This is a genomic window from Limosilactobacillus sp. C0001E2 (assembly GCF_056590915.1).
This window is the reverse complement of the sequence record NZ_JBWPXC010000007.1, coordinates 13,896-25,543: the sequence shown is the minus strand read 5'-3', so window position 1 is coordinate 25,543 and position 11,648 is coordinate 13,896. Positions and strand designations below refer to the sequence as shown.

The 11,648-nt window shown below is 44.5% G+C and carries 13 protein-coding genes; 10 read left to right on the top strand and 3 right to left on the bottom strand.

Going from position 1 to position 11,648, the window contains the following annotated elements; all coding sequences use genetic code 11:
* Nucleotides 1-72 precede the first annotated feature (72 nt).
* Nucleotides 73-324, top strand: coding sequence for a type B 50S ribosomal protein L31 (locus AC1EKL_RS07480; protein WP_006917318.1), 252 nt, complete (start codon nt 73-75; stop codon nt 322-324).
* Between the two features lie 47 nt (nt 325-371).
* Here AC1EKL_RS07480 and AC1EKL_RS07475 read toward each other — a convergent pair whose 3' ends face one another.
* A complete protein-coding gene (locus AC1EKL_RS07475) occupies nt 372-1,586 on the bottom strand; it encodes an MFS transporter (protein WP_480189465.1) in 1,215 nt (404 codons plus the stop codon).
* A gap of 73 nt (nt 1,587-1,659) precedes the next feature.
* Between AC1EKL_RS07475 and AC1EKL_RS07470 the strand changes: the two genes are divergently transcribed.
* Nucleotides 1,660-2,346: a class A sortase gene (locus AC1EKL_RS07470; protein ID WP_480189464.1), complete on the top strand. Its 687-nt coding sequence runs from the start codon at nt 1,660-1,662 to the stop codon at nt 2,344-2,346.
* A 54-nt stretch (nt 2,347-2,400) separates the two neighbouring features.
* Here the strand turns inward: AC1EKL_RS07470 and AC1EKL_RS07465 are convergent, their stop codons facing one another.
* Nucleotides 2,401-2,862, bottom strand: coding sequence for a low molecular weight protein-tyrosine-phosphatase (locus AC1EKL_RS07465; protein WP_480189463.1), 462 nt, complete (start codon nt 2,860-2,862; stop codon nt 2,401-2,403).
* A 133-nt stretch (nt 2,863-2,995) separates the two neighbouring features.
* On the opposite strand from AC1EKL_RS07465, the gene AC1EKL_RS07460 reads away from it, so the two are divergent.
* The 8 genes from AC1EKL_RS07460 to AC1EKL_RS07425 all read left to right on the top strand — a co-directional run bounded on the left by AC1EKL_RS07460 (nt 2,996) and on the right by AC1EKL_RS07425 (nt 10,933).
* Complete coding sequence (locus AC1EKL_RS07460) at nt 2,996-3,562, top strand: LemA family protein (protein WP_480189462.1); 567 nt, start codon at nt 2,996-2,998, stop codon at nt 3,560-3,562.
* A 17-nt stretch (nt 3,563-3,579) separates the two neighbouring features.
* A complete protein-coding gene (gene htpX / locus AC1EKL_RS07455; protein ID WP_480189461.1) occupies nt 3,580-4,473 on the top strand; it encodes a zinc metalloprotease HtpX in 894 nt (297 codons plus the stop codon).
* Between the two features lie 108 nt (nt 4,474-4,581).
* Nucleotides 4,582-5,961, top strand: a complete 1,380-nt coding sequence (locus AC1EKL_RS07450; protein WP_480189460.1) for a UDP-N-acetylmuramoyl-tripeptide--D-alanyl-D-alanine ligase — start codon at nt 4,582-4,584, stop codon at nt 5,959-5,961.
* Between the two features lie 85 nt (nt 5,962-6,046).
* Nucleotides 6,047-7,513, top strand: coding sequence for a degradosome RNA helicase CshA (gene cshA / locus AC1EKL_RS07445; RefSeq protein WP_480189459.1), 1,467 nt, complete (start codon nt 6,047-6,049; stop codon nt 7,511-7,513).
* A 19-nt stretch (nt 7,514-7,532) separates the two neighbouring features.
* Nucleotides 7,533-7,904: a holo-ACP synthase gene (gene acpS, locus AC1EKL_RS07440; protein ID WP_480189458.1), complete on the top strand. Its 372-nt coding sequence runs from the start codon at nt 7,533-7,535 to the stop codon at nt 7,902-7,904.
* Nucleotides 7,897-9,033, top strand: coding sequence for an alanine racemase (alr, locus tag AC1EKL_RS07435; protein ID WP_480189457.1), 1,137 nt, complete (start codon nt 7,897-7,899; stop codon nt 9,031-9,033). Before acpS ends, alr begins: the two co-directional genes overlap by 8 nt.
* A 2-nt stretch (nt 9,034-9,035) precedes the next feature.
* Nucleotides 9,036-9,389, top strand: a complete 354-nt coding sequence (locus AC1EKL_RS07430) for a type II toxin-antitoxin system PemK/MazF family toxin (RefSeq protein WP_480189495.1) — start codon at nt 9,036-9,038, stop codon at nt 9,387-9,389.
* A 71-nt stretch (nt 9,390-9,460) separates the two neighbouring features.
* Nucleotides 9,461-10,933, top strand: a complete 1,473-nt coding sequence (locus tag AC1EKL_RS07425) for an MFS transporter (RefSeq protein WP_480189456.1) — start codon at nt 9,461-9,463, stop codon at nt 10,931-10,933.
* A gap of 45 nt (nt 10,934-10,978) precedes the next feature.
* Here the strand turns inward: AC1EKL_RS07425 and cbpA are convergent, their stop codons facing one another.
* Complete coding sequence (gene cbpA, locus AC1EKL_RS07420) at nt 10,979-11,620, bottom strand: cyclic di-AMP binding protein CbpA (RefSeq protein ID WP_480189494.1); 642 nt, start codon at nt 11,618-11,620, stop codon at nt 10,979-10,981.
* Nucleotides 11,621-11,648 lie beyond the last annotated feature (28 nt).

Here is an 11,648-nt window from a genome sequence, read left to right as displayed (position 1 = left end):
ATGTTATCCTATCGTAGTTGTAAAAATAACTATGTTTCAGGCAATGATTCATGGCAAAGGAGCGTATAAATTATGAAACAAGGAATTCATCCAGATTATCATTACGTAGTTTTTGAAGATTCTTCAACTGGCTACAAGTTCTTATCTGGCTCAACTGCTACTTCAAAGGAAACTGTTAAGTGGGAAGACGGTAACGAATACCCATTAATCCGGGTTGAAGTTACTTCTGACTCACACCCATTCTACACTGGTAAGCAAAAGTTTACTCAAGCCGATGGGGCAGTCGACAAGTTCAACAAGAAGTACGGTTTCAAGAACAACTAAGCTCGATAACCAAACAAAAAAGATCTCGACATTTTGTCGAGATCTTTTTATTTAGCTTGTAGTTTTAAGGGCCGGTAAACGTTGAAGATAAAGAGGATCATATTGATTAATACAATGAAGGCGGTAGAAAGGAAAACCGCACTGTAATCGTAAAGCCCCGCCACAAAGCCACCAATTAATGGACCCATGATATTACCGATATACATAAAACTTTGGTTCCAACTAAAAATTCGGCCCGTTAACATACTTGGTGAGTTTTTAGTCAGTAACGTTTGGACTTGCGGGAAAAGCGAAGCGTCAGCAATACCAATCAGGAAGCGTAAAATCCCCAGTTGCCAGGGGTTTTGCACAAAGGCGCTCGGTACAAAACACAGGATACTGATAATAAAACCGGAAATGAGAATCTTTTGCGTCCCAATTTGGTCTCCAAGGCGACCGAGCAGTGGGGCAGCCACCATGGTTGCCACCCCTGGCAATGCCGCAATGACACCGCTGACGAAAGTAACCCCTTTCCCACCGTGCATTAGTTCTTTAATGAAGAGCGAAATAATCGGATTAATTGAGTTGTTAGCGGCTTGAATAATCATGGTCGTAATGAGCAATCCGAAGATAATTCGTGGTGATTGCAGCTCATGGATGACCCCCGTTGCTTTATCTAGTTTTTTGTCTTGTACTGGTTGGAAACCTTCCTCATGGACGAAGAAAAGACAGCCAAGAAAAATAATAAAAAGGATCGCTCCGGTAATGAAAAAGGTAACTCGGTAGCTGAAGATTTCGGCCAATGTTCCACCTAATAGTGGCCCGAGCAAATTTCCACCGGTTACGCCGGCCGCCATTGTGCCAAGGGCCTGACCGGACTTCTTTTTAGGTGTTTCAGTAGCAATTAAGGCGTTGGAATTACTTACGAATCCTGCAAAGACTCCCTGGGCCATGCGTAAGCCGATTAATTGCCAAACGTTGGTAACCAGTCCCATGGCAGCAATGACAATGGCCATCCCTAATGATGCCCGCAAAATCATCGGTTTTCGGCCTTTTTTATCAGCGAGTTTTCCCCAATATGGTGAAACAATGGCCGATACACAATACATGACCGCAAAAACTACGCCAGAATAAAAATTTAATTGCTGGTGAGAGTAGTTACCAAGGGTGGCGATGTAAAGGGAAAGGAATGGCATAATTTCGGAAAATCCCATTCCAGCAAAGAAAACCCCAATTGAAAGTACTCGTAAATTACGGACCCAAACTGGTTGTTGTCCGGACAAAATTATCACTCTCCTGTAAAATGATGTATACTAATTCTGTTATGATAACACTAACGAAAAGTAGGTAAAAGGGATGAAAAAGAAAGAATGGCTCCGCTGGACAGCAATTGTGGTCCTGTTCATCGTCAGTTTAGCCTTAATTTTTAATCAACAAATTAAGTACTATTTAGTGGGGACGTACCACCCGCGGATTACTCAACAAACGGTTCAAAAAAACAACCAGAAGAAAGCAAAGTATGATTTTAGTAATGTGCAGGATTTGAATCTCCAATCTGTTGCCCGCGCCCGGGCTCGCCGTCAATCCATTAATGTGATTGGTGTGATCTCAATTCCGGCAATCAAAATGTCCGTACCAATTGGTAAGGGAGTGGACAATAACACCTTAGCGTTAGCTGCTGGGACGATGCGCGTCGATCAGCAGATGGGCGAAGGCAACTATGCGTTAGCTGGTCATAATATGGCACATGGATCCCGGATTCTCTTCTCGCCACTCTACTATGATGCTAAAGTTGGTCAAAAGATTTATCTGACCGATATGACGAAGGTTTACGAGTATCGGATTACTCAACGGCAGTTTATTGACGCGACGCGGGTAGATGTCGTCGACAACACGCCCGAAAAAATTGTGACGCTGATTACTTGTAATAAAACTGGCTCGCGTCGGCTAATGATTCGGGGAGCCTTTGTCAAGTCGATGAAGTTCAAGCAAGCACCAACGAAAGTTCAAAAGAGTCTGAGCCAGGGCTACACAAATCATTAAAAAGAAGCGATTCAAAGATGGCTATTGCTATTCTCTGAATCGCTTTTTAAGTAGCTATTGATGATCAGTAACGTATTGAAGCCAGTACGGAAGTGCTTCATGAAGAGCGTCATAAGTCTTTTGAAATTCGTGGGTATACCATGGGTCTGGAATGGCCGCACCTTGTTTACCGGGGGTTAGATCATAAATACCATGAATTTTGCTTTGTGCGTCTGCGGGAGCGATGGCGTGGAGGTGGCGCAGGTTCATATCGTCCATCCCGATGATGAGGTCGAATTGATCAAAGTCATTCATCGTGATGGGACGGGAAACCAGCTGATGACCATCCAGATGATACTTGGTCATGATTTGCTGAATGCCAGGATAAGGGTGGTTGCCTTCTTCCTCACTACTGGTTCCGGCTGAATCAATGGTGATTTGACCACTCAAACCATGTTCTTTAACCATTTGCCGAAACATTGCTTCGGCAAGCGGGGATCGACAAATGTTACCTAAACAAACAAATAAAACTTTCATTTTGAATACCTCGCTTTTTTCTTAATCATACGGAATTGGTAGTTAAAAAGCCACTTTTCTTAGTAAAGACTTAACTTTTCCTTGATTCAAATCACTGGTATTATTATATAAAAATATGAAGGAGATTGATGATATGACGACAATTATTATTATCGTGGTGCTTGCGGTAATCGTTGTGGCCTACATTAGTATTTACAATGGTTTAGTCAAGATGCGGACCAATGCGCAGGAATCATGGAGTCAAATCGATGTGCAATTGCAACGGCGAAATGATTTGATCCCAAATTTAGTTCAAACGGTGAAGGGCTACAGTAATTACGAAGCAAAAACTCTGGAAAAGGTTACAGCTTTACGGCAGCAAATTAGCGAATTACCGGCAGATGCTCATCAAGAGAAAATGGCAGTTTCCGATAAGCTGACTGGAGCACTGAATTCTCTTTACGCAGTGGCTGAAAATTATCCTGATCTGAAGGCCAGCATCGAATTTAGTAAGTTGATGGAAGAATTAAGTAATACGGAAAATAAAATTGCGTATTCCCGACAACTATATAATTCAACGGTGGCGGCTTTTGATGCTCGGATTCAAACATTCCCTGCCAATATTGTGGCCGGAATTCATCACTTTACTAAGCTTGACTACTTACAAGTGCCTGAGGAAGCCAAGACCAACCCGAAAGTGGATTTTAGTGATTTAAATTAGTGAGTTGGTGATGACTGATGTTATATCAACAAATTGCACGAAATAATCGAATGACGGTTGTGGTGATGGCAGGGTTTACTGCCCTAGTAGCGCTGGTCGGCGCAGCTGTTGGTTACCTTTTTGCCGGGAGTGCGGTTGGCGGAATTATTATCGCTCTGGTCATTGCTTTAATCTATATTTCAGTGATGGTCGGGCAGTCAACGGATGTTGTGATGCGGATGAACCATGCCCATGAGCTTCACTCTGCCAATGAAGCGCCAGAATTATGGCACGTCGTTGAAGATATGGCAATGGTCGCGCAGGTTCCCATGCCGCGGGTTTACATCATTGATGATCCGAGTCCGAATGCCTTTGCGACGGGTAATAATCCTGAACACGCAGCGGTGGCCGCAACGACTGGACTTTTACAGTTGATGAATCGAGAGGAGTTAGAAGGAGTGATCGGACATGAAATGTCGCATGTTCGTAACTACGATATTCGGCTTCAAACGATTGCGTTGGCATTGGCGTCGGCAATTGGGGCACTGACTGGATTTGTCAGTCATATTTGGTGGTTTGGCGGAAGCAGTCGGGACGATGATCGTGATGGTGGCGGCGTAATCGCAATTTTTGGTTCGATTTTACTAATTATTTTGGCGCCGTTGGCAGCTTCAATTGCCCAAATGGCGTTATCTCGAAATCGCGAATACTTGGCCGATGCCGGTGCGGTTGAATTAACCAGAAATCCGCACGGAATGATCTCGGCACTGAGTAAGCTAAAATATGCGGTACCGATGAAGAATGCGGATCCTAATTCTTCGGCATTGTACATTAGTGATCCGGAACGAAACGGTAAAAAGCGGTGGTTTAGCCACCTCTTTGATACCCACCCGCCGTTAGATGACCGGATCGCCCGTCTCCAACGAATGTAGGATTGAGCTAACCAGAAATGGTTAGCTTTTTATATTGTCCCGTGGGGGCGATCAGTGCTATAATTTTAACTTGATCATTAACTGGATGAAAGAAGAAGAGGATTACTCATGAAAATGAACATCGCAGAAATCGCCCGGGCGGTTGATGCACAAAATGATATTGAGCAATGGTCTGAAATTGAGGTTTCTGGCGTCGCTTTTGACAGTCGGAAACTTAAAAACGGTGATTTATTTGTTCCGCTACAAGGGGCCCGCGATGGTCATGAGTTTGTAGCAACAGCCTTTCAGAATGGGGCAAGCGCCACGTTATGGGCAGCTGATCATTCTTATGAAGATGATGGTTATCCACGGATTGTGGTGGATGATCCTTTGGCTGCATTGCAACAATTGGGTAAGTACTATCTCCACAAGATTAATCCGTTAGTCGTAGCTGTGAGTGGCAGCAATGGTAAGACGACGACGAAAGATATGATTGCTTCAATCTTGAGTACGCAAATGAACGTTACCAAGACCTACGCCAACTTTAATAATGCGATCGGTGTGCCCGTGACGTTATTGAATATGGAGTCCAATACGGAAGCCGTTGTGGTTGAAATGGGGATGAGTCATTTTGGTGAGCTGGATGAATTGAGCAAGCTCGTTACTCCAGACATTGCTGTATTGACAATGATTGGTGAGGCGCATATCGAATTCTTCGGCAGCCGAGACCGGATCGCGGATGCTAAGATGGAGATTACTCATGGGCTACGTGAAGATGGTACCTTTGTCTACAATGGCGATGAACCGCTGTTGCGTGAACGGGCGAAGGACCTTAAACAAGGGCAGAAGACATTTGGTCGGCAACTTGATAATGACATTTATGCCACTAGCGTTGAACAGTCGGACCATGATTTGCACTTCAAAGTTAACCTTTGGCCAGATGAAGAATTCACAATCCCAATGATTGGTGAATACAATGTGAATAATGCAATGGCCGCGATGATGGTGGGTCACTTATTGCATGTGACGCCAAGCCACCTCAAGATTGGGTTAGCCAATGTTGAGTTAACGGAAAATCGCGCTGAATGGCTGACTGGTCAACAGGGTGAAAAGATCCTTTCGGATGTTTATAACTCTAATCCAACGGCAGTTAAAGAAGTCTTGGAGACGTTAAATGAACTTCCGGAAACCGGGCGACGGTTGATTGTGCTCGGCGATATGTTAGAACTGGGGGATGCCTCAGCTAAATTGCACGCTGGTTTGGCAACGGAGATTAACCACCAGCATTTCCAAAAGGTCTTTTTGATTGGTAATAAAATGACTGCGTTAAAAGATCAGTTGTTAGCTGATGGGTATCCAGACGCTGATCTCAAACACTATGCCAGTGATGATCAAGACCAGTTGATTAATGATTTACAAAAGACAATTCAGGCGGATGATATTGTGCTTCTGAAGGGAAGTCATGGTATCCACCTAGAAAATGTTTTAAACGCACTCAAAGCAAAATAATGTTTGGCACCACTACTATTGGCCAGATATCAACGCCAATGAAGTAGTGGTGTTTTCAGCAGAAATTAATGATGAGGTGAATTTTTTGAAATTTGGAGAATTAGGTTTATCGAAGAGTTTGTTGCGGGCAGTGAAGCAAAGCGGTTACGAAGAAGCTACCCCAATTCAAGCCCAAACAATTCCGATGGTTTTAAAGGGGCAAGACGTGATTGGCCAAGCCCAGACTGGGACGGGGAAGACGGCGGCGTTTGGCCTGCCGATTATTGAACATGTTGATTTAGATAATCCTGCCATCCAAGCGATTGTGATCTCGCCAACCCGGGAATTAGCAATTCAAACTCAAGAGGAACTGTACCGATTGGGCCACGATAAGCACGTTAAGGTACAAGTTGTTTATGGTGGTGCAGATATTCGGCGGCAGATTAACTCATTGAAGAAGCATCCGCAAATTTTAGTGGGGACGCCCGGCCGACTCCGTGATCATATTAGTCGGGGAACTGTTAATCTAGAGCATATTCAAACGTTGGTTTTGGATGAAGCAGATGAAATGCTTAACATGGGCTTCTTGGATGACATTGAAGCAATCATTAAGGAAACCCCAGAAAAGCGCCAAACACTGCTCTTCTCAGCAACCATGCCACCAGAAATTAAGCGGATTGGGGTCCAATTTATGCGGGACCCACAGACTGTAAAGATTAAGGCCAAGGAGTTAACAACTGATTTAGTCGATCAATATTATGTGCGAGCTAAGGACTACGAGAAGTTTGATATTATGACGCGGTTGATTGATGTCCAAGATCCGGATTTGACGATCGTGTTTGGTCGGACGAAGCGGCGGGTTGATGAATTATCCAGGGGATTAGTGGCTCGTGGTTATAATGCGGCCGGAATTCATGGTGATTTGACACAGGATCGGCGTTCAAAAATCATGAAAAAGTTTAAAAATGGTGATTTGGATATTCTCGTGGCAACTGATGTGGCTGCACGGGGGCTCGATATTTCAGGCGTTACCCATGTTTATAACTACGATATTCCATCCGACCCTGACAGTTACGTTCACCGAATTGGGCGAACCGGCCGGGCCGGACACCATGGTGTGTCATTGACCTTTGTCACCCCCAATGAAATGGATTACTTACACGAAATTGAAAAACTTACTCGGGTCCGGATGTTGCCACTGAAACCACCAACCGAAGAAGAAGCCTTTCGGGGTCAAGTTGCCAGTGCAGTCAATGATATTGATGACTTGATTAAGGATGAAGCAACAGATAAGTATCGGCAATCAGCAGAAAAATTGTTGGCGACCCATGATGCAGTTGACTTAGTGGCGGCACTTTTGAATGATCTGACCACCGATGATGCAAGTAAGGTGCCAGTTAAGATTACACCAGAGCGACCACTGCCAAGACGACACCGTCATCACCAATCACGGGGACGCAACAGCCGGAATAATCATCATTACCGGGGTCACCGTAATTCTGGAGAGCGTCGTCATTATGGAAAGCGACGGTCAAATGGTCATAAATTTAGTATGCGGCGTAAAAAGGACTAATTGAAATTAGGTGATTGTGGTGTTGTATGGAATCGGCATCGACCTTACGGAAATTGAACGCGTCAAGCGAGTGGTAACTAAGCAACCTCAATTTGTTGAACGGGTCTTAACACCCGACGAGCAACAACAAATGGCCCAATTTCGTGGTCAGCGGAAGTGGGAGTACCTAAGTGGCCGGTGGTCACTCAAGGAATCCTTTGCGAAAGCCTTTGGCACGGGAATTGGTGCTCAGGTAGGTTTTCAAGATATTGAAATTATTGATAATGTAGCGGGACGGCCAATCATTACCAAGTCGCCTTTTTGCGGACAATCTTTGGCATCGGTGAGCCATACTGGTAAACTAGTAATGACAGAGGTAGTTTTAGAAAAGGAGACGACAAACGATGAATAGCGCTCGTTTACGAAATACAAATGTGGTAGTTGACCTTGGTGCATTGCGCCATAATATTCGTGCTCAAAAAGCAGCATTGCCAGCAGGCAGTCATATTTTTGGGGTCGTAAAGGCTGATGCGTATGGTAACGGAATGACACAAGTTGCCCACGTTCTTTCTGAAGAAGGAGTCGCTGGTTTTTGTGTTGCGCTATTGGACGAAGGCTTTACACTGCGGAACGCTGGTTTGCAAGAGACCATCTTGGTATTAGGGATCACGCCAGTGCAGTACGCACCATTAGCAGCCGAGAACGGAATTTCCTTAACGGTTGGTTCTGTGGACTGGCTAAAGGAATACCAAAAGGTGGCACAAACGAATCATGTTCACCAACCATTGAAAGTTCACCTGGGTTTGGATACCGGAATGGGGAGAATTGGGTTCCAAGATGTGGCTGAATTTAAGCAGGCACTGCAACTGGTTCAAGCGCCAGAATTTGAATTTGAAGGTATTTTTACACACTTTGCAACAGCTGATAGTGCGGATGAAACATATTTTGAGCGTCAGTTAACCAAGTGGAAGCAGTTTTTAGCGGTAGTTGATCACCGGCCACGGTATGTACACATGGCTAATTCCGCCACAGGACTGTGGCATCAACAGGATATTGAGAGCAACACCGTACGCATGGGGATTTCCCTGTACGGTTGTAATCCGTCTGGTCGTGAACTCCAACCATCGTTTAAGTTACAGCCAGTAACATCGCTGGTTACCCACGCTACGTTCGTGAAGAAGTTGCATCAGGGCGAATCGGTCAGTTATGGAGCGACCTATACTGCCCAACAGGATGAGTGGGTGGCTACTTTACCAGTCGGTTACGCGGATGGCTACCGTCGTGGTTTAACTGGATATCATGTCCTTGTTGATGGTCAGGTTTGCGATATTTTAGGACGAATCTGTATGGATCAGATGATGATTCGTTTACCACATCAGATGCCGGTAGGAACAGAAGCAATTTTGCTGGGGAGGTCTGGTGACCAAGAAATTACGGCAACTGATTTGGCTGATCAGCTCGGTACCATTAATTATGAAGTACTGACGGGCTTTGGCGACCGACTTGCCCGCAAGTATGTGGATTGCCAAGAAGAGGAGTGACGATTTTGGGGCAGCAGATCCAACGGGGAGCAATTTATTATGCTCGGCTTTCACCAGTGATTGGGTCGGAGCAGGGTGGTTTTCGGCCCGTGGTGATTGTACAAAACGATGTTGGAAATCTGCATAGCCCGACGGTGATTGTTGCTCCGATCACGGCCCAAATGCAAAAGCATCGGTTGCCAACTCACGTTCCAATCAAACAAAATGTGAAGGGAATTAAACGTGATTCGCAAATCCTGCTTGAGCAAATTCGAACAATCGATAAGCAGCGCTTAGCTGACCAGATTGGTCAATTAAATCAGGCAACAATGCAGGCAGTTAATCGAGCACTGCGAGTTAGTCTCAGTTTAAATTAAATAATACAATTAACGGTCTCTAGTGTTCGTCATGGGCGAAAGCTAGAGACCGTTTTGAAGGAGGAATCTTTTTGGAACAACATCAACGGCGGACGATTGTTACCGGCGCACTACTACTGTCGAATATCATGGCAGGGATGGACGGAACGATTGTCAATACGGCACTGCCGGCGATTACTAGTGATTTGCATGGCTTGCAATACATGGGTTGGATCATTGCCACCTTCCTGTTGGGAATGGCGGTGGCGACGCCCCTATGGAGTAAATTTGGAGAACACAAAGGAAATAAACAGGCGTACATTGCCGCAACTTCATTATTTTTGGTAGGAGCGGTTTTTCAAGCCCTAGCGCCGAACATTCTGTGGTTCATTATTGCCCGAACAGTGATGGGGATTGGTGCTGGTGGAATGAACACCATTCCATTTATCGTTTTTGCGGAATTGTATGAGGATCTCAGTCAACGAGCGCAGGTATTAGGGATTGCTAGTGCCTGTTTTGGGACGGCCTCAATCATCGGCCCATTATTAGGAGGTTGGATTGTCGATGCGTTGAGCTGGCACTGGGTGTTCTATGTCAACGTGCCAATTGCGTTATTGGCCATTACGATTGTTAGTCTATTTTATAAAAATGTTTCAAAGCAGGCGGCGGGGAAGCCGGTTGATTATTTAGGCGCTTCACTATTGGTAGTTAGTTTAGTGATGATTTTAGTAGCAGTGCAGTTACTTGGCTCGGCTTCACCACTCCTGGTTGCAGCCTTGATAATTGCCGGAATCGCCCTCTTAATTTGGATGGTCCGGGTCGATACGATTGCTCCTGATCCAATCATTCCAAGCCGGCTCTTTAAAAATCGTGAATTGGTCATTGATTTTTTACTATTCGTGATCATTTGGGGATCATTCATTGCTTTCATTACCTATATTCCAATGTGGGCTCAAGGAATTTTAGGCTTGAGTGCCCTATTAGGGGGAATGACACAAATTCCCGGAGCGATTACTAATTTTATTGGTTCTGAATTAGTACCATTCTTGCAAGATCGGTGGGGCAAATATTGGATTGTTACCTGTGGTGCTGGTGCAATTTTCATTGCGTACCTTGGTATTATGATTGGCGGTCAGGCTTCTCCGTTCTGGTTGCTGTTGGTAATGGGAGCATTCGAAGGTTTCGGCGTCGGATTGGTGTTTAATATTCTCCAAATTAATGTCCAAACAGATGCGGAACTACGAGATGTCCCGATTGCTACTTCCCTTGGTTATTTACTGCGGATTTTAAGTCAGACTTTGATGTCAGCCGTTTATGGAGTAATTTTAAATCATGAACTATTCTTAGGGGTTCAACAACACCATGGAATTACTTTACGGATGCTGAATCAGTTATCAAATGCCAAAACAGCCGTGAATTTACCGAAAAGTCTGTTGCCGATGATGCGGGGAATCCTTTATCAAGGCTACCGGAACATCATTTGGGCGGCAGTGGTCTTAATTATCGTTTCTTTGGTAATCGTGGTTCCGTTGGGGTGGCAACACCATCTTAAAAAAGAAAATTAAAACAAAGCGCGAAGTTGCTGCATTATTACAACTTCGCGCTTTATTTTAAACATTACTATGATGTAGATCTTCGACTTCAGTAACGGTAAAGCCCTTCTTTTGCAAACGTTTCACGATTTTGGTGACTCGATCGCGATCCACATCGGCTGGGAGAGTGAATAACACCTGCTTGCCATCTTGATCATCTGGGTCTAACGAAATGACGTTGGCGATTTGGCAGAAGCGAGTAATCTCTTTGGTGGTTTGGGCCAGTTCACCCCGTTCATCGGAGAGGTGGACATTGAGAACGTAACGACCATTGTTGACATTCCAAGCTTCGGCCAACAGTTTTAACAGACTGTTATGGGTAAGAATACCATAGAAATTATTGTGACTATCTAAAACAGTAATGTATGGCAAATCACGGATGGTAAAGAAGACGTTGTAAAAGTCGGCATTAATCGAGATAAACTTCGTTGAATTTTTTAATAAGGAAGTTACCGGTAATGACATATCCCCACCGCGGGATTTATGGCGGTAGATATGCATTTTGTAAATGTTACCCCGAAACATTTTTTTGGAAGGATCAAGCACTGGAACACAGCGGTAACCAGAGTCTTCCAAGACTTTTAAGGCTTCTTCAAGTGTCACATCTTCGGTCAGGGTAGTTAACTCATCCTTTGGTTTAATCAGTGAATTAAAGATCATCATTCAATCTCCATTTTTGTATAATAAC

Excerpts from the sequence above, each read along its gene's own strand:
- AC1EKL_RS07480 (WP_006917318.1), top strand. The coding sequence starts at position 73 with ATGAAACAAGGAATTCATCCAGATTATCATTACGTAGTTTTTGAAGAT.
- AC1EKL_RS07470 (WP_480189464.1), top strand. The coding sequence starts at position 1,660 with ATGAAAAAGAAAGAATGGCTCCGCTGGACAGCAATTGTGGTCCTGTTC.
- AC1EKL_RS07465 (WP_480189463.1), bottom strand. The coding sequence starts at position 2,862 with ATGAAAGTTTTATTTGTTTGTTTAGGTAACATTTGTCGATCCCCGCTT.
- AC1EKL_RS07460 (WP_480189462.1), top strand. The coding sequence starts at position 2,996 with ATGACGACAATTATTATTATCGTGGTGCTTGCGGTAATCGTTGTGGCC.
- htpX (WP_480189461.1), top strand. The coding sequence starts at position 3,580 with ATGTTATATCAACAAATTGCACGAAATAATCGAATGACGGTTGTGGTG.
- AC1EKL_RS07450 (WP_480189460.1), top strand. The coding sequence starts at position 4,582 with ATGAAAATGAACATCGCAGAAATCGCCCGGGCGGTTGATGCACAAAAT.
- alr (WP_480189457.1), top strand. The coding sequence starts at position 7,897 with ATGAATAGCGCTCGTTTACGAAATACAAATGTGGTAGTTGACCTTGGT.
- cbpA (WP_480189494.1), bottom strand. The coding sequence starts at position 11,620 with ATGATCTTTAATTCACTGATTAAACCAAAGGATGAGTTAACTACCCTG.